Source organism: Streptomyces sp. AK08-02, from assembly GCF_033795085.1.
Lineage (GTDB): Bacteria > Actinomycetota > Actinomycetes > Streptomycetales > Streptomycetaceae > Streptomyces > Streptomyces echiniscabiei.
Genome location: NZ_JARAZV010000011.1, coordinates 345,730 through 363,477, shown reverse-complemented (window position 1 = coordinate 363,477; position 17,748 = coordinate 345,730). Strand labels below are relative to the sequence as shown.

Below are 17,748 nucleotides of genomic sequence, written 5' to 3'. Positions count from 1 at the left end.
CGCATCCATCCAGCGCCGGCCCGCATTCCCAGCCCGTCCGGCGCTTGAGGACAAGGCCCGTCCAGGGCCGGAGGGGGGTCTGGGGGCGCAGCCCCCAGGAACAGGATGGGACGGGTAAGGGCGGCGGGGGCGAAGAAACGCCCCGCAGCCTCAGACCGCCTCAACCACAGCCCCACCCTTGACCGAACCCTCGTCCCCAGCCGCAGCCCCGGAACCCGCCCCCTTCTCCGCCTCCGGCCCCGCCCCCTTCAACGGAACCTCCTTCACGAACACCGCCGCCACCAGCACCACGACCGCCGCCACAGCCCCCACCAGAAACGCCGAGTGCGTCCCCGAGGACACCGCGTACTGGTACGCCTCCCGCGCCGCCGCCGGCAACTTCGCCAGGCTCGCCGCATCAAGCTGCGCCGACTGCTCGGTCACCTTGGACCCCAGCGCCCCCGCCCGCTCGCTCATCACGTCCTGCACCCGGTTGTTGAACAACGCCCCCATGATCGCGACCCCGAACGAGGACCCGAGCGTACGGAACAGCGTGGTCGTGGAGGACGCCACGCCCATGTCCTTCATCTCGACGCTGTTCTGCGCGACCAGCATGGTGATCTGCATCAGACAGCCGAGGCCCGCCCCGACCACCGCCATGTACAGACCGGACGTCAGCCGTGTGGTCTCCGTGTCCATCTGGGCGAGCAGGTACAGCCCGACGCTCAGCAGCACACCACCGGCCAGCGGGAACACCTTGTACTTGCCGCTGCCCGTCGTCACCCGCCCCGCGACCATGGACACGACCATCATCGCCGCGAGCATCGGAAGGAGCAGCAGCCCTGAGTTGGTCGCGGACGCGCCCTGCACGGCCTGCTGGTACAGCGGCAGGAACAGCACCGCACCGAACATCGCGAACCCGGTGATGAAGCCGATGATCGACATCAGCGTGAAGTTGCGGTTGCGGAAGATGTGGAGCGGAATGATCGGCTCGGCGGCCTTCGTCTGCCAGAACACGAACCCGACGAGCGAGGCGACGCCGATCCCGATGAGCTCCATGATCATGGCGGAGTCCCATGCGTACTCCGAACCGCCCCAGGTCGTGACGAGCACGATCGAGGTGATGCCGACGGTCAGCAGCGCGACGCCCGGATAGTCGATCCGCGTCTTCGCCCGCTTCTTCGGCAGGTGCAGCACAGCGCTGATGGCGGCGAGCGCCACCACGCCCAGCGGCAGGTTGATGTAGAACGACCAGCGCCAGCCCAGGTGGTCCGTGAGCGCGCCGCCGACCAGCGGTCCGCCGATCATGGCGAGCGCCATCACGCCGGCCATCATGCCCTGGTACTTGCCACGCTCACGCGGCGGAATGAGGTCCCCGATGATCGCCATGACGCCGACCATCAGGCCACCCGCGCCGAGCCCCTGCACGGCACGGAAGCCGATCAGCTGGCCCATGTCCTGGGCCATACCGCTGAGCGCCGACCCGATCAGGAAGAGCACGATCGAGCTCATGAAGACGCCCTTGCGCCCGTACATGTCGCCGAGCTTGCCCCAGATCGGGGTGGAGGCGGCGGTGGCGAGCGTGTAGGCGGTCACGACCCACGCCAGGTGTTCGAGCCCGCCCAGTTCCCCGACGATCGTCGGCATCGCGGTGCCGATGATCATGTTGTCCAGCATCGCGAGCATCATCGCGATCATGAGCGCGAGCAGTACCACCCGCACACTTCGCGGCTGCTTGCCCGACTCATGCCCCTCGACCTGCTCAGCCTGCTCGGCATTCTCACCCTGCCCGGTCCGCCCGGTCTGTTCGTCCACAACCGCTCGCTTGTCCGCCATCGTCTCCGACCCACTCCCCCACGAACTCCCACTTACTTGCCGACCGGCAAGTTGGCTACACTGGGGAAGCTAGACCCCTAACTAGCCGGGCGTCAAGTAAGTTTTTTCCCAAGGGCACTCCCGAGGGCCTTCAGAAGCAGAAGCAGAAGCCGGAGTACGGGCATGGACCGCACCAAGCAGCGCCGTCGCGGGGACACCCGCCAGCGCATCCAGGACGTGGCGCTCGAACTCTTCGCCGAACAGGGCTACGAGAAGACCTCGCTGCGTGAGATCGCCGAACGCCTCGACGTCACGAAGGCGGCGCTCTACTACCACTTCAAGACCAAGGAAGAGATCATCGTCAGCCTGTTCGAGGATCTGACGAAGCCGATCGAGGAGCTGATCGAGTGGGGCCGTCAGCAGCCCCACACTCTCGCCATGAAGCAGGAGATCCTACGCCGCTACAACGAGGCCCTCACCGAGGCGGCCCCCCTCTTCCGCTTCATGCAGGAGAACCAGGCGACGGTACGGGACCTGAGCATCGGCGACATGTTCAAGTCCCGGATGCTCGGCATGCGGGAGATCATCATCGACCCGGACGCCCCCCTGGTCGACCAGGTCCGCTGCATCAGCGCGATGTTCACCCTGCACGCCGGGATGTTCGTTCTCCAGGATCTCGCGGGCGACGCCGAGGCGAAGCGCGAGGCGGTCCTGGAGGTCGCGATCGGCCTGGTGACCCAGGCCCACGAGGGCGCGGGCCAACTTTCCTAGCCGGCCGACCGGACGCGGGCCGTCCTCACGCCCGCGCCGGGCAGTCGCACTCACCGCCCACGCGTCAGACGGTCACACCCTTGCCGCGCAGAAACGCGACAGGGTCGACGGCGGACCCGTAGTTCGCGGTCGTACGTATCTCGAAGTGCAGGTGCGGCCCGCTGGAGTTGCCCGTGTTGCCGGACAGGGCGATGCGCTGCCCGGTGGCCACGACCTGGCCGACCTTCACGTTGATCCGCGAGAGATGGGCGTACTGCGAGTAGGTCCCGTTGCCGTGCCTGATGACGACGGCGTTGCCGTACGCCGGCCCGTCGCCGGCGCCGTTGCCGCCGGCCTTGACGACCGTGCCGCCGTGCGCGGCGACGACCTTGGTGCCGCTCGGCACGGCGAAGTCCTGGCCGGAGTGGGTGGACGACCACATGCTGCCGGCCTGGTTGAAGCCGGCGCTGAGCGTGTACTTCTTCACCGGGTCCACCCAGGAGGCGGCCTTCTTGGCGGCGACCTGAACCTGGACGGCACCGGTCGAGCCGGTCACACCGGTCCCGGCGGCGGTCGCGACCCCGGCGGCCCCCAGGACGACCGAGGCTCCGAGCCCGGCGGCCAGAACTGAGACGCGGGAGACACGGGCCGTACGGGACTCACGGGACGGGGTGGTGGCGCGCTGGAACATCGAGACCTCATGGGGACGGGGACAGAAAAGCCACCCGGCACGAGCGATCCCGCCGGATGGGCAATCCCTTGGTAACCCGGAGGCCCACCCGTTCCCAAACTCCTGATCTACGACACAAGGTCGTAGATGCCCTTAAATTTACCTACTTCTTGACATAACAACCGGGGCCCTCACTCCCTCCCGACCACGATCCACCCACGCCCACCCCCACTAATTACGTTAGTAACGGACATTTCGCCTGTGCATCATGTCACCGGCCCGCAAGATCCAGCGGCGCCCGAATAAACCCGCTCCGACTACTGGCACCTCGCCGATACCCGTGAGTAATGTGCCCTTCTCGTCAGCGCCACTCACCCCCGCAAGCATGCCTCTGACAGGTGCATGCCCGGGCACCGCACTGCCCTATGTGAGAGGACCCCATCCCGATGACTACAGGCTCCTGGACGCCCTGGACCCGCCGTATCGGTCTGACCGCGGCCGCCGCCGTCGCCGCGGTGACACTGACCGGCCCCGGCACCGCTGAGGCCGCCACCACAGCGACCACCACGGCGACAACGTCGGCGGCCGCTGCCGCGGATGTCAGCTACGCCACCTGGCAACAGGACTGCCAAGCCGTGATGGACCAGGCGCTGCCCTATCTGAAGCAGCGCATAGCCGCCGCCTCCGCGGGTGAGAAGCCGGCGATCGTCTTCGACATCGACAACACCACCCTGGAGACCGACTTCGGCTTCAGCTACCCGTCCCCGGCCAACGCGCCCGTGCTGAAGGTGGCCCAGTACGCCCAGGACCACGGCGTGGCCCTCTTCTTCGTCACCGCGCGCCCGGACATCATCAAGCCCGTGACGCAGTACAACCTCACCTACGTCGGCTACAACGTGACCGGGCTGTACGCCCGCAATCTGATCGACCTCTTCAAGGACGTGGCCGACTACAAGACCGCGCAGCGCGTCGCCATCGAGTCCAAGGGCTACACGATCGTCGCCAACATCGGGAACAGTGCCACCGACCTCTCGGGCGGCCACGCGGAGAAGACGTACAAGCTGCCGGACTACGACGGCCAGCTGTCGTAGGTCGGCCGCCAGGGCATGCGAGAGGGGCCGGTGCTGAAGCACCGGCCCCTCTCGTCGAACATCCTGAGGCGGAACCTTCAGGGTGAGCCCTCAGGCGGAACCCTTGGGCGCACCCCGGAGGGTCACGCGTCCTTGCTCAGGTTCGGTCCGGCACCGCCGGCCGCCTGCTCGATCGGCGGGACGTCGGGCAGCGCCGCCTTCTCCTCACCCCGGAAGGTGAAGGTCGCGGTCTCACCCTCTCCCTCCGTGTCGACGACCACGATGTGACCGGGGCGCAGCTCACCGAAGAGGATCTTCTCGGAGAGCGTGTCCTCGATCTCACGCTGGATCGTGCGACGCAGCGGGCGGGCGCCCATGACGGGGTCGTAGCCCTTCTTGGACAGCAGCTCCTTGGCGGCCTGGGAGAGCTCGATGCCCATGTCCCGGTCCTTGAGGCGCTCGTCCACCTTGCCGACCATCAGGTCGACGATCCGCAGAATGTCCTCCTGCGTCAGCTGCGGGAAGACGACCACGTCGTCGACGCGGTTGAGGAACTCGGGACGGAAGTGCTGCTTGAGCTCGTCCGAGACCTTGTTCTTCATGCGCTCGTAGTTGGACTTCTTGTCGCCGGAGGCCGCGAAGCCCAGGTTGAAGCCCTTCGAGATGTCCCGCGTGCCGAGGTTGGTCGTCATGATGATGACCGTGTTCTTGAAGTCCACGACCCGGCCCTGGGAGTCGGTCAGACGACCGTCCTCCAGGATCTGCAGCAGCGAGTTGAAGATGTCCGGGTGGGCCTTCTCGACCTCGTCGAAGAGGACGACGGAGAACGGCTTGCGGCGGACCTTCTCGGTCAGCTGGCCGCCCTCTTCGTAACCCACGTATCCGGGCGGGGAACCGAAGAGACGCGACACCGTGTGCTTCTCGCTGAACTCCGACATGTCGAGGGAGATCAGCGCGTCCTCGTCACCGAAGAGGAACTCGGCCAGGGCCTTGCTCAGCTCGGTCTTACCGACACCGGACGGGCCGGCGAAGATGAACGAACCACCGGGACGCTTCGGGTCCTTCAGACCGGCACGCGTACGACGGATCGCCTTCGACAGCGCCTTGACGGCGTCGACCTGGCCGATGACCCGCTTGTGGAGCTCGTCCTCCATGCGCAGCAGGCGGCTCGACTCCTCCTCGGTCAGCTTGAAGACCGGGATGCCGGTGGCGGTCGCCAGGACCTCGGCGATCAGCTCGCCGTCGACCTCGGCGACGACGTCCATGTCGCCGGCCTTCCACTCCTTCTCCCGCTTGGCCTTCGCGGCGAGGAGCTGCTTCTCCTTGTCGCGGAGAGAGGCGGCCTTCTCGAAGTCCTGCGAGTCGATCGCGGACTCCTTGTCGCGGCGCACGCCGGCGATCTTCTCGTCGAACTCGCGCAGGTCCGGCGGAGCGGTCATCCGGCGGATGCGCATCCGGGAACCGGCCTCGTCGATGAGGTCGATCGCCTTGTCGGGAAGGAACCGGTCCGAGATGTACCGGTCGGCGAGCGTCGCCGCCTGCACCAGGGCCTCGTCGGTGATCGAGACGCGGTGATGCGCCTCGTACCGGTCGCGCAGGCCCTTGAGGATCTCGATCGTGTGGGGGAGGGAAGGCTCCGCCACCTGGATCGGCTGGAAGCGGCGCTCAAGGGCCGCGTCCTTCTCGAGGTGCTTGCGGTACTCGTCGAGCGTGGTCGCACCGATGGTCTGGAGCTCGCCACGGGCCAGCATCGGCTTGAGGATGGAGGCCGCGTCGATGGCTCCCTCGGCGGCACCCGCGCCGACGAGCGTGTGCAGCTCGTCGATGAACAGGATGATGTCGCCGCGGGTGCGGATCTCCTTGAGGACCTTCTTCAGGCGCTCCTCGAAGTCACCGCGGTACCGGGAGCCGGCGACCAGCGCGCCGAGGTCCAGGGTGTAGAGGTGCTTGTCCTTGAGGGTCTCGGGCACCTCGCCCTTGACGATGGCCTGGGCGAGACCCTCGACGACGGCGGTCTTGCCGACGCCGGGCTCACCGATGAGGACCGGGTTGTTCTTCGTACGGCGGGACAGCACCTGCATGACCCGCTCGATCTCCTTCTCGCGCCCGATGACCGGGTCGAGCTTGGATTCGCGGGCCGCCTGGGTGAGGTTCCGGCCGAACTGGTCGAGGACCAGGGACGTCGAGGGGGTGCCCTCGGCAGGACCGCCACTGGCGCCGGCGGTCTCCTTGCCCTGGTAACCGGAGAGCAGCTGGATGACCTGCTGCCGCACCCGGTTGAGGTCTGCGCCCAGCTTGACGAGGACCTGGGCGGCGACGCCCTCGCCCTCGCGGATCAGGCCGAGCAGGATGTGTTCCGTGCCGATGTAGTTGTGGCCCAGCTGAAGGGCCTCGCGGAGCGACAGCTCCAGGACCTTCTTGGCACGGGGGGTGAAGGGGATGTGCCCGGACGGGGCCTGCTGGCCCTGCCCGATGATCTCCTCCACCTGCTGGCGGACCGCCTCGAGCGAAATCCCGAGGCTCTCCAGGGCCTTAGCGGCGACACCCTCACCCTCGTGGATCAGGCCCAGGAGGATGTGCTCGGTGCCGATGTAGTTGTGGTTGAGCATCCGGGCTTCTTCCTGAGCCAGGACGACAACCCGCCGCGCGCGGTCGGTGAACCTCTCGAACATCGTTAATCGCTCCTCAGAGCGGTCAGGCAGTAAGGGGACGCTCCCCTCCCTGTCCTTCCGCAGCTTAGTCCCGCAAGCGGGGACCGCTCATTCCAACTGCCGACACCGGACCGAGAACCAACACAGCCTCCTGACCCCGTACGCCGACATATGCTCCAACCCGATCGTGCGAGACGATGTTCCCGCAGGCCAGGCAGATACCCTCACTATCAGTACGCCGATGGCGAACGTGAGACGGCCTTTTCTGCGCGTCGCCCCCTCCCACTAGGGATGTCTTACCCGTACGGACTGACACTCCATGCCGGATGCACGGGTTCCCTCCGCTACGGGCGAACAACCTTGCGCCGCCGAACCGCTCTGCGCACCCCCGGAATCGCCACTCTGTGCGCCCACGGGGACACCCAGCGTAACTCGCGGCCTGTCCTGGCGGTTGGCTTTGGCATGGCGCCCACGGTTCCCCTTCCTCGTCGCCCTCTTGATACGGACGACACCACGAGTGCTCTCACGCACGGCACCAGCGGCGACGACACGAGTCATGTCCGTCGTTGGTACGAGAACGAACTGGGGTGGACGACAGTGCCCGGTTCCGGTGGTGCCGGAATTCCGCTGCTGCTGGCCGTGGGCGCGTGCTTCGACGTGCTGGACGTGCCGGCCGAAGCGGGCTTCGCGGCGCTGCGCCACCGTGGGCAGCTGCGGGCGCCGGTCTCCCCGGTGGCCCTGCGCGCGGAGCGGATGCTGCTGCTCGTGGCCCCGGGCAGCGCGGACGAGTTGCCCGGGCTGCTGGACTGGCTGGAATGGGGCGGGCTCACACCGGAGCTGAAGGCGATCGGCGCGGGTGGCCGTATCGAGGCACCCCGGCCACCGGGACTCCCCGCACAACCCGGGCTCCCCACACCGCTCGGCCCGCCCGCACTGCCGGGGCTCGCCGATCCGGGCCATTCCCAGGGCCCCGCAAAACCGCAGGGGGCCGCTGTCTGGCTGCGGCCCCCTGAAACAGGATGCGGGAGCGTGATCCCGCTGCCGACGATGTCGGCCCTGGGGGGCGTCGGAGGCGCCCCCGATCTCGTACGGCTGGTGGACACGTTGGCGACGCAATGCCATCGCATCCGACTGCGGCGCGCGTGCGCTCAGCCGTTGGCCTTCTCGTAAGCCTCACGAATGGACGCGGGAACACGGCCACGGTCATTGACCTCGTAACCGTTCTCCTTCGCCCAAGCACGGATCTGCGCGGTGTCCTGGCTGCCGCCGGTGGCGACGCGCACCTTTCCACGCCCACCCGAAGCACGGCCTCCGGTACGACGGCCGCCCTTGACGTAGGCGTCGAGGAGACCGCGAAGCTTGTCCGCATTGGCAGTCGTGAGGTCGATCTCGTACGTCTTGCCGTCCAACGCGAACGTCACGGTCTCGTCGGCCTCGCCGCCGTCGAGGTCGTCGACAAGAAGGACCTGAACCTTCTGTGCCACCGGATTTCCTTTCATCGATAACTCGGGAGCCGGCCTGCGGCATGCGCCGCCGATTCGCGTCCCCTGTTATATGCAGTACTGCAGTACATCGGAAAGCAAACCGCTTTTGCGTGAAAAACACAAACCCCCGGGAGAGACCGACCGTCCCGCCATGGACCGGAAACGTGCGCGTTTCGGACATAGGGAACCCGGGCAGGGCGGCTCACAGAATTGCCCGATGCCCGATCACAGATGCAGAAGCATCCGGCTGTTGCCCAAGGTGTTCGGTTTCACTCGTTCGAGACCGAGGAACTCCGCGACACCCTCGTCATAGGAACGCATCAGCTCGGCGTAGACATCGGTGTCAACCGGTGTCTCACCGATCTCCACGAAGCCGTGCTTCCCGAAGAAGTCCACTTCAAAGGTCAGACAGAAAACGCGACGAACACCCAGCCAGCGGGCGGTCTGCAGCAACTTCTCCAGCAACTGATGCCCGACACCGGAACCTCTGAGGTCGGGGTTCACGGCAAGAGTGCGGACTTCGGCAAGGTCTTCCCACATGACATGGAGTGCGCCGCACCCCACGACCTCACCGTTGTCGTCGCGTTCCGCGACCCAGAACTCCTGGATGTCCTCGTAAAGTGTCACCGTCGCTTTGTCGAGCAGGATACGGCCACGGACGAACGAGTCGAGGAGTCCGCGTACGGCCTGGACATCGCTGGTCCTGGCCCGCCGGACGGTGATGGCTTTCGCGGTGACTTCGGGACGGTTCGCTGACATGAGCGGACGCTATCGCCCGGTGCGGTCCTGGACCGAGGCGGGGTTCTCGTAGGCGGTATGTTCCGGGGCTTCCGCCTGTTCCGAGTGTTCCGCCTCTTCGCCCTCTCGGGGCTGTTCGACCTGTTCCGGCCCTTCTACGATGCGAACGGCATCCCTGAGGGCGAGCCGCTGTTCTTCGCTCATCATGCCGAAGAAGGCGACGAGAGCGGCGGCGGGGTTGTCACTCTGCGACCAGGCGTCGTTCATCAGCGCGGCCGCGTAGGCGGCACGGGTGGAGACCGCCTCATATCGATAGGCCCGGCCTTCCGCCTCACGACGGACCCAGCCCTTCTGATGGAGATTGTCCAAAACGGTCATCACCGTGGTGTAGGCGATGGACCGTTCCTGCCGAAGGTCTTCCAGGACTTCTCGAACGGTGACCGGGCGGTTCCACTTCCACACCCGCGTCATGACCGCGTCTTCGAGTTCTCCCAATGGGCGAGGCACAACTCAGCACACTAGTGGGAGAAACGGTGAATAACGCGAAGGACGTGCGCTTTCACCTCGAACACCTACGAAACGGGGCGATCCTGTCCGGCCTGCCGGGTCTGCTCGGCCCGGGCGAGGGTGGCGTCGACGACGGCGTCCTCCTTGGCCTTGTTGGCACCACCCTGACTCTTCACCATCGTCACGATCACGGCGATGAAGAGCACGGCCATCACTACGGGGGGCACGAGCGCGGAGACGTAGTCCATGGGACCAGAGTAGTCAGGGCCGACGAAAGGCCCGGGCAGGGGGCCCGGGCCTTTGTGTGATTGCGGCACTGGTCGGCTGTTCGCGCGTTCCCTGTCCTGTTCAGCCCGCGGCGAGTTGCTGTGGGGGATTCGCGGGCGGTGTCGGCTTGCGGCGCGGGAAGACCTCGCCCGGGGTGGGGACGGGACGGGCGGGCCTGGGGGCGTCGGGCGCGGGCCGCGGGGCCGGGGCGGGCCGATCGGGCCGCTTCTCCGCGGGCTTCTCGCCGGGCTTCCTGACGGGCTCCTGGGCGGCGAGACCGCCGGGCAGGGCCAGGAGCCGGGTACGGGAGGCGGGCACCGTCGGTGCGACCGGTGCGCGGCCGGCCGTTCTGGCGCTCAGCCTGGCCCGTACGTCCCGCTCCGCGTGGCGCATACAGCGGTCCAGGAGGGTGGCGGCGACCGGGTTCCCCCGCAGGGCCCGGAGGGCGGCGAGGTCGTCCGGGTCCGGTCGGTACCCGGCGCCCAGCGCCTCCTCCAGGAGCGTGAGGTAGCCGGCGGCGGTTCCGGGCAGGGCGGCGCGGTAGCGGGCGAGGTCGGCCACGAGGAAGGCCCGCAGCCTGATCCCCTCGTGCGCCGCCTCGTCGACGGACTCGGCTAGCCGGAGACAGTCCTGGACGTCCTCTGCGGAGGCGGGGCCGGGGTGGAGGGCGAGGGCGAGGGCACGACGGAGCACACGCAGCTCCTCCGCACCGAACGCCATGCCGCCGCGAGATCCGAATGGCGTGGGCATGCGGCGACGATACGCGCTAATCAGACAAATTCGACATCGAGAGAGGGCGTGGCGCAGGGGTCCACCCGGGTGGACCTGCCTGACCCGCCGTTGGCCCGCCGTGGACCCGTACCGCGGTCACATACGGGCCACGTTCCGCTCGTAGACCAGCCGCAGCCCGATCAGCGTCAGCCACGGTTCGTGCTCGTCGATCACCGACGCCTCGCCCAGCACCATCGGCGCCAGGCCGCCCGTGGCGATCACCGTCACGTCGTCCGGGTCCTCCGCCAGCTCCTTCGCCATCCGGGTCACCACACCGTCCACCTGGCCGGCGAACCCGTAGATGATGCCCGCCTGCATCGCCTCGACCGTGTTCTTGCCGATCACCGCCCGGGGCCGCGCCACCTCGATCTTCCGGAGCTGCGCCCCCTTCACGCCGAGCGCCTCGACCGAGATCTCGATCCCGGGCGCGATCACCCCGCCGACGTACTCCCCGCGCGCGGACACCGCGTCGAACGTGGTCGCCGTACCGAAGTCGACGACGATCGCGGGGCCGCCGTAGAGCTCGACGGCGGCGACCGCGTTGATGATGCGGTCCGCGCCGACCTCCTTGGGGTTGTCGGTGAGGATCGGTACGCCCGTCTTCACGCCGGGTTCGACCAGCACCGCCGGCACGTCGCCGTAGTACCGCCGTGTCACCTCGCGCAGCTCGTGCAGCACCGACGGCACGGTCGCGCAGATGGCGATGCCGTCGATGCCGTCGCCCAGCTCGTCCCCGAGGAGCGGGTGCATGCCCATGAGGCCCTGGAGGAGGACCGCGAGCTCGTCGGCGGTGCGGCGCGCGTCCGTGGAGATGCGCCAGTGCTCGACGATCTCGTCGCCGTCGAAGAGCCCGAGGACGGTGTGCGTGTTTCCCACGTCGATGGTCAGCAGCATGGCCGTGTACCTACTCCGCCGCTCGCAGGTCGAGACCGATGTCGAGGATCGGCGAGGAGTGGGTGAGGGCACCGACGGCCAGGTAGTCGACGCCGGTGTCTGCGTATTCCTTGGCGTTCTTCAGGATGAGCCGGCCGGAGACCTCCAGCACGGCGCGGCCGTCGACGACCGCGACGGCCTCGTCGCACTCGCCGGGGGTGAAGTTGTCCAGGAGGATCAGGTCGGCGCCCGCGTCGACGACCTCGCGCAGCTGGTCCAGCGTGTCGACCTCGACCTCGATCGGGACCTCCGGGAAGGCGTCCCGTACGGCCTTGAAGGCCTGGGAGACGCCGCCGGCGGCCACCACGTGGTTGTCCTTGACGAGCGCCGCGTCCGACAGGGACATGCGGTGGTTGACGCCGCCGCCGCAGCGGACCGCGTACTTCTCCAGGGAACGCAGGCCGGGAGTCGTCTTGCGGGTGTCGCGGACCCGCGCCTTGGTGCCCTCCAGGACGTCCGCCCACGCGCGCGTGGCGGTCGCGATGCCGGACAGCCGGCACAGGAGGTTGAGGGCGCTGCGTTCGGCCGTCAGGAGGTCACGGGTGCGGGTCGTGACGCTGAGCAGCTTCTGTCCGGCCTCCACGCGGTCGCCGTCCTCGACGTGCCGCTCGACCTCGAACTCGTCGGTGCAGACGACGGAGACGACCGCCTCGGCGATCCGCAGGCCGGCGACGACGCCGCCCTCACGGGCGGTGAAGTCGGCGGTGGCGCGGGCCTCCTCGGGGATGGTCGCGACGGTCGTCACGTCCACGCCGCCGTCGAGGTCCTCCTGGATGGCGACGTTGGCGATGTCCTCGACCTCAAGGGGGTCGAGGCCTGCGTCGGCGAGGAGGGCGGCGAGCGCGGGGTCGAGGCCGCACTCCATGTACTCGTCTGCCGTGTCGGAGTCCGCGCCGCAGGCGCAGCCGTCGCCGCAGCCGCCGCTCTGGGCGAGGGGAAGGTCGGGGGTGCTCACTTCTGTCACTGCTCCTGGGGACGGTGCTCCGGCTGATGATGCCGGGTCGGGGGGAAGTCTGCGGTGTCGGTGGTGTGTACGGCCAGCGTCCGGTCGGGATTCAGCCGTAGGACGATGTGGCGGTGCCAGGTCGTGTCGTCGCGCTCGGCGTGGTCCTCGCGCCAGTGGCAGCCGCGGGTCTCCTCGCGGAGCCGGGCGGCGGTGACCAGGACGCGGGCCACGCACAGGAGGTTGGTGGACTCCCAGGTGTCGACGCCGGGCTCGGCGGTCTTGCCGTTCTCGTCGAGGGCGTCGCGGGCGTCCGCGTGCAGCCGCTGGAGCGCCGCCGCGGCGGTGTCCAGGGAGTCGGCGGAGCGCAGGACGCCTGCCCCCTCGGTCATGATGCGCTGGATCGCGAAGCGGGCCTCGGGCGCGAGCAGCGGGTGCGCGGGCTTCTCGGGGTGCGGGACGGGTGCGGGCACGCGCGCGTGGAGGCCGTCTCCGGCGTGGGCCTCGGTGATGTCGGCGACGATGCGCTCGGCGTAGACCAGGCCCTCCAGGAGGGAGTTGGAGGCCAGCCGGTTGGCGCCGTGGACGCCGGTGCAGGCGACCTCTCCGCACGCGTACAGGCCGGGGACGGTCGTGCGGCCCCGGGAGTCGGTGCGGACGCCTCCGGAGGCGTAGTGGGCGGCCGGGGCGACCGGGACGGGTTCGGTGACCGGGTCGATGCCGTGGGCGCGGCAGGAGGCGAGGATCGTCGGGAAGCGGTTCTCCCACATGTGGGCGCCGAAGTGCCGGGCGTCCAGGAACATGTGTTCGGCTCCCAGTTCCTGCATGCGCCGCATGATGCCCTTGGCGACGATGTCCCGGGGCGCGAGTTCGCCGAGTTCGTGCTGGCCGGTCATGAAGCGCACGCCGTCGGCGTCGACGAGATGGGCGCCCTCACCGCGTACCGCCTCGGAGACGAGCGGCTGCTGGCCCTCGGCGTCGGCGCCCAGGAAGAGCACCGTGGGGTGGAACTGGACGAACTCCAGGTCGCTGACCTCGGCGCCGGCGCGCAGGGCGAGGGCGACGCCGTCGCCGGTCGACACGGACGGGTTGGTGGTCGCCGAGAAGACCTGGCCCATGCCGCCGGTGGCGAGGACCACGGCGGGCGCGTGGACGGCGCCCACTCCATCGTGCTGGCCCTCTCCCATGACGTGCAGGGTCACGCCGGCCGTACGGCCGTCGGCGTCCGTGAGGAGGTCCAGGACGAGGGCGTTCTCGACCGTGCGCAGTCCCCGCGCGCGGACGGCCTCGACGAGGGCGCGGGAGATCTCCGCGCCGGTCGCGTCGCCGCCCGCGTGCGCTATCCGGCGGCGGTGGTGGCCGCCCTCGCGGGTCAGTTCCAGTCCGCCCTCGGAGGACTCGTCGAAGTGGGCGCCGGTCTCGATGAGCCGCCGTACGGCGTCGGGTCCCTCCGTGACGAGGATCCGTACGGCCTCCTCGTCGCACAGGCCCGCGCCGGCCACCAGGGTGTCGTCCAGGTGCTGTTCGGGGGTGTCGCCCTCGCCCAGGGCCGCCGCGATGCCGCCCTGGGCCCAGCGGGTGGAGCCGTCGTCGAGGCGGGCCTTGGTGACGACGACCGTCCTGAGGCCGGCCGCGTCGCAGCGCAGGGCCGCGGTGAGCCCGGCGACACCGGAGCCGACGACCACGACGTCCGCGGTCAGGGCCCAGCCTGGGGCTGGGGCGTGCAGCCGTATACCGGTGGAGGTGTCGGCGGTGGGGCCTGTGGTGCTCACGAGGCGGCTCCGGGGGTTCCGAAATGGAGAGGGATGTTGTCGATCAGCCGGGTCGTCCCGACCTTGGCTGCGACGGCGAGGACGGCTTCGCCCGTGAAGTCGTCCGGGATCTCGGTGAAGTCGGCGGGGTCGACCAGGGCGAGGTAGTCGAGGACCAGCGGGGGCCGCAGGCGGGCCGCGTCGTCCAGCAGGAGGCGGGCGGCGGCCCGGACGGCGGCGGGGCCGCCGCCGGGGACCTTCGCGACGGCGTGCGCGTCGGCGGCGGCGCGGGATTCGCCGATCGCGCTGAGCGCCTGGGCACGCGCGCGCGTGGCGGGCACCTCGCGGGCCCGCGCGCGCAGCGCCTCCTGGGCGGCGTGCCGGTCACTGCCGGCGAACAGGGCCTGGGAGAGCGCGAGCGCCGTGCGCCGCTCCTCCGGGGACAGATAGCGGTTGCGGCTGGACAGCGCCAGGCCGTCGGCCTCACGGACGGTCGGGACGCCGACGATCTCCACGCCGAAGTTCAGGTCGCGGACCATCCGGCGGATCATCGCGAGCTGCTGGGCGTCCTTCTGGCCGAAGAAGGCCACGTCGGGCCGGGTGAGGTGGAGCAGCTTGCCGACGACGGTGAGGACGCCGTCGAAGTGCCCGGGGCGGGTGGCGCCCTCCAACCGCTCCCCCATGGGACCCGCGCTGATCCGCACCTGGGGTTCGCCGCCGGGGTAGACCTCCTCGACGGAGGGGGCGAACACGGCGTCCGCGCCCGCCTGTTCGGCGAGTTGGACGTCGGCGTCGAGGGTGCGCGGGTAGCGGTCGAGGTCCTCGCCCCTGCCGAACTGGAGGGGGTTCACGAAGACGGTGACGGTCACGAAGCCCTTGGGGCCGACGTGTTCGCGGGCGGCCCGGATCAGGGTGGCGTGGCCTTCGTGGAGGGCGCCCATGGTCATGACGACGGCGTTGTGTCCCGGCACGCCGATGTGGCCGTGGGCGTCCGCCAGGTCGTCGGTGTCGGACAGGATTCCCCAGAAACGGCCGCTCATCGCTCTCCCCCGTCGCTGTCGGTGCTGTCGGTGCTGTCGGTGCTGTCGGGGTTCGCGGGCGGGCTGGTGCTCCCCGCGAGTACCCCGAGAAGGTCCTCGGCCAGTTCCGGCTTGAGCAGGCCGTGCGCGAGGGCGCGGTCGGCGGTGGCGCGGGCCATCGCCAGGTAGGCGGGGACGCTCTGCGGGGAGTGCTTGCGCAGCTCCGCGACATGCGCGGCGACGGTCCCCGCGTCCCCGCGCGCGACGGGCCCGGTGAGCGCCGCGTCCCCGGAGCGCAGCGCGTTGTCCAGGGCGGCGCCCAACAGTGGGCCGAGCATCCGGTCGGGGGCGTCGACGCCGGCCGCGCGCAGCAGCTCCATGGACTCGGCGACCAGGGTGACCAGGTGGTTCGCGCCCAGGGCGAGGGCCGCGTGGTAGAGCGGGCGGCTCTCCTCGGCGATCCATTCGGGCTCGCCGCCCATCTCGATGACGAGGGCTTCGGCGGCCAGCCGCAGCTCGGGGAGCGCGGTGACCCCGAAGGAGCACCCGGCGAGCCGCTGGACGTCGACGGCGGTGCCGGTGAACGTCATGGCGGGGTGCAGGGCCAGGGGCAGCGCGCCGACCCGCAGGGCGGGGTCCAGGACCTTCGCGCCGTACCGCCCGGAGGTGTGCACGAGCAGCTGTCCCGGGCGTACGGCGCCGGTCTCGGCGAGTCCCTCCACGAGGCCGGGCAGGGCGTCGTCGGGGACGGTCAGCAGGACCAGGTCGGCGTGGGCCATGACCTGGGCGGGCGACACGACGGGCACGTCCGGGAGCAGTTGCGCGGCTCTGCGGACGGAGGCGTCGGAGACCGCGGAGACGGCCACCGGACGGTGGCCGGCGAGTTGCAGGGCCGCGGCCAGCGCGGGGCCCACGCGTCCGGCGCCGATCACGCCGACGGTGAGCCGGGCGGGGCGGTCCCTGGGGTCTGCCTGTTGGAATGTACTCACTCGACGACGGCCTTCCCGTTCCAGTCCGCTCGGGGTACCGGACGATGTACCGGACGATTTCTCGTCATGTTAACGCGATTGGTCCGACGGGCGTCCGGTTGTCCACAGGCTGTGGGCGCCCGGCCGCCCTCCGTGCGCGGGTCTCGCGCAAATCCATGTGACCGTCCGGTCCCGCGCGCGGGATGATCCCGGGCATGAGCGATACGGCGGACGAGGGCGGGACACCGGGCGAAAGCCCCGGCCAGGAACACGACAGGGACGCGCAGCGGCTCCGGCGCCGGGCGGCGCTGCGGGGAGCCGAACGGGTCCTGGCGCGCCCTGGGTTCCTGGAGACGATCGGGCAGCGGCTGGCGCTGCTGGACGAGGCGCGGGAGTCGTACGACCTGGACGAGCCGTCCGACATCTACGGCGGCGGGATCGTCGAGACCCTGGAGAAGCGGGTCGCCGGACTGCTCGGCAAGGAGGCCGCCGCGTTCTTCCCGACCGGCACGATGGCCCAGCAGGTGGCCCTGCGTTGCTGGGCGGGCCGCACCGGCAACCCGGCCGTGGCACTGCACGCGCTCGCCCACCCGGAAATGCACGAGCGGAACGCGTTCAGCACGGTCAGCGCGTTGCGCCCGCTCCGGGTGACGAGCGAGCCGAGGATGCCGACGGCCGACGAGGTCCGCGACTTCGACGAGCCGTTCGGGACGCTGATGCTGGAACTGCCCCTCAGGGACGCGGGTTTCGTGCTGCCCACCTGGGAGGAACTGTCCGAGGTGGTCGCGGCGGCCCGGGAACGCGACGCGGTGGTGCACTTCGACGGGGCCCGTCTGTGGGAGTCCACCACCCACTTCGGCCGCCCCCTGGACGAGATAGCGGGCCTCGCGGACAGCGTCTACGTGTCCCTCTACAAGTCCCTCGACGGTTACGGCGGCGCCGTCCTGGCCGGTCCCGGGACCCTCGTCGAGGAGGCGAAGGCCTGGCGGCACCGGTACGGCGGCGCGGTCTTCCAGCAGTTCCCCACCGTCCTGTCCGCTCTCGTCGGCCTGGACCGCGAACTGCCCCGCCTCCCGGAGTACGTGGCGCACGCGCGCGTGGTCGCCGCCGCGCTGCGGGAGGGCTTCGCGGCGGCCGGGGTTCCGTGGTCGCGCGTCCACCCGGAGGTGCCGCACACGAACGAGTTCCAGGTCTGGCTGCCGTACGACCGCGAGGCCGTCGTGGAGGCCGCGATCCGGCAGGGCGAGGAGACGAAGACCCTCCTGTTCGCCAACGAGTGGGCCCGCGGCGGCCCGGGCCTCGCGGTCACGGAGGTGTTCGTCCGTGCCACCGGCCTGGAGTGGACGGCACGGGACGTGCGGGCGGCGGTGAAGGGGTTCGTGGCGCGCCTGTAGGAACCCGTGGGGGTCTTCGCGGCGGCGTTGTCAGTGGC

17 protein-coding genes are annotated in these 17,748 nt (G+C 69.7%); 4 read left to right on the top strand and 13 right to left on the bottom strand.

Annotated features, from left to right (window positions below; translation table 11 throughout):
• Positions 1-150: 150 nt before the first annotated feature.
• Positions 151-1,815: an MDR family MFS transporter gene (locus PV734_RS24665; RefSeq protein WP_319096914.1), complete on the bottom strand. Its 1,665-nt coding sequence runs from the start codon at positions 1,813-1,815 to the stop codon at positions 151-153.
• A gap of 162 nt (positions 1,816-1,977) precedes the next feature.
• On the opposite strand from PV734_RS24665, the gene PV734_RS24660 reads away from it, so the two are divergent.
• Positions 1,978-2,565 (top strand): helix-turn-helix domain-containing protein, encoded by a 588-nt coding sequence (locus PV734_RS24660; protein ID WP_319096915.1) that lies wholly within the window; start codon positions 1,978-1,980, stop codon positions 2,563-2,565.
• Between the two features lie 64 nt (positions 2,566-2,629).
• Here the strand turns inward: PV734_RS24660 and PV734_RS24655 are convergent, their stop codons facing one another.
• Positions 2,630-3,235, bottom strand: coding sequence for a M23 family metallopeptidase (locus PV734_RS24655; RefSeq protein WP_319291878.1), 606 nt, complete (start codon positions 3,233-3,235; stop codon positions 2,630-2,632).
• A 425-nt stretch (positions 3,236-3,660) separates the two neighbouring features.
• On the opposite strand from PV734_RS24655, the gene PV734_RS24650 reads away from it, so the two are divergent.
• The gene (locus PV734_RS24650; RefSeq protein WP_319096917.1) at positions 3,661-4,305 is read left to right on the top strand and encodes an HAD family acid phosphatase; all 645 of its coding nucleotides are present in this window, start codon (positions 3,661-3,663) and stop codon (positions 4,303-4,305) included.
• Positions 4,306-4,427: 122 nt separating this feature from the next.
• On the opposite strand, the gene PV734_RS24645 is transcribed toward PV734_RS24650, so the two are convergent.
• On the bottom strand, positions 4,428-6,956 hold the full coding sequence (locus tag PV734_RS24645; RefSeq protein ID WP_319096918.1) for an ATP-dependent Clp protease ATP-binding subunit: 2,529 nt from the start codon (positions 6,954-6,956) through the stop codon (positions 4,428-4,430).
• 441 nt (positions 6,957-7,397) lie between these two features.
• Here PV734_RS24645 and PV734_RS24640 point away from each other — a divergent pair, with 441 nt between their 5' ends.
• A complete protein-coding gene (locus tag PV734_RS24640) occupies positions 7,398-8,105 on the top strand; it encodes an SCO3374 family protein (RefSeq protein ID WP_319291875.1) in 708 nt (235 codons plus the stop codon).
• Here PV734_RS24640 and PV734_RS24635 read toward each other — a convergent pair.
• The 10 genes from PV734_RS24635 to PV734_RS24590 form a co-directional block, all read right to left on the bottom strand.
• Positions 8,084-8,419, bottom strand: a complete 336-nt coding sequence (locus tag PV734_RS24635; protein ID WP_006383287.1) for a histone-like nucleoid-structuring protein Lsr2 — start codon at positions 8,417-8,419, stop codon at positions 8,084-8,086. The two genes, PV734_RS24640 and PV734_RS24635, sit on opposite strands and share 22 nt — an antisense overlap.
• Before the next feature lie 225 nt (positions 8,420-8,644).
• Positions 8,645-9,178: an amino-acid N-acetyltransferase gene (locus PV734_RS24630; RefSeq protein WP_006383289.1), complete on the bottom strand. Its 534-nt coding sequence runs from the start codon at positions 9,176-9,178 to the stop codon at positions 8,645-8,647.
• Between the two features lie 9 nt (positions 9,179-9,187).
• On the bottom strand, positions 9,188-9,628 hold the full coding sequence (locus PV734_RS24625; protein WP_415924259.1) for a BlaI/MecI/CopY family transcriptional regulator: 441 nt from the start codon (positions 9,626-9,628) through the stop codon (positions 9,188-9,190).
• 101 nt (positions 9,629-9,729) lie between these two features.
• On the bottom strand, positions 9,730-9,912 hold the full coding sequence (locus tag PV734_RS24620) for a hypothetical protein (RefSeq protein ID WP_006383270.1): 183 nt from the start codon (positions 9,910-9,912) through the stop codon (positions 9,730-9,732).
• 100 nt (positions 9,913-10,012) lie between these two features.
• Entirely contained in the window at positions 10,013-10,651 is a 639-nt protein-coding gene (locus tag PV734_RS24615; RefSeq protein ID WP_319097071.1) for a hypothetical protein, read from the bottom strand.
• Between the two features lie 147 nt (positions 10,652-10,798).
• Complete coding sequence (locus PV734_RS24610; protein WP_319096921.1) at positions 10,799-11,596, bottom strand: type III pantothenate kinase; 798 nt, start codon at positions 11,594-11,596, stop codon at positions 10,799-10,801.
• Between the two features lie 10 nt (positions 11,597-11,606).
• Positions 11,607-12,590 (bottom strand): carboxylating nicotinate-nucleotide diphosphorylase, encoded by a 984-nt coding sequence (gene nadC / locus PV734_RS24605; protein ID WP_319096922.1) that lies wholly within the window; start codon positions 12,588-12,590, stop codon positions 11,607-11,609.
• Positions 12,591-12,595: 5 nt separating this feature from the next.
• A complete protein-coding gene (locus PV734_RS24600) occupies positions 12,596-14,350 on the bottom strand; it encodes an L-aspartate oxidase (protein ID WP_319291872.1) in 1,755 nt (584 codons plus the stop codon).
• On the bottom strand, positions 14,347-15,369 hold the full coding sequence (gene panC, locus PV734_RS24595) for a pantoate--beta-alanine ligase (RefSeq protein WP_319096925.1): 1,023 nt from the start codon (positions 15,367-15,369) through the stop codon (positions 14,347-14,349). Before panC ends, PV734_RS24600 begins: the two co-directional genes overlap by 4 nt.
• The gene (locus PV734_RS24590; RefSeq protein WP_319291869.1) at positions 15,366-16,337 is read right to left on the bottom strand and encodes a Rossmann-like and DUF2520 domain-containing protein; all 972 of its coding nucleotides are present in this window, start codon (positions 16,335-16,337) and stop codon (positions 15,366-15,368) included. The genes panC and PV734_RS24590 overlap by 4 nt, the downstream gene beginning before the upstream one ends.
• Before the next feature lie 194 nt (positions 16,338-16,531).
• Here PV734_RS24590 and PV734_RS24585 point away from each other — a divergent pair, with 194 nt between their 5' ends.
• A complete protein-coding gene (locus PV734_RS24585; protein ID WP_319096927.1) occupies positions 16,532-17,710 on the top strand; it encodes a threonine aldolase family protein in 1,179 nt (392 codons plus the stop codon).
• Positions 17,711-17,748: the final 38 nt, after the last annotated feature.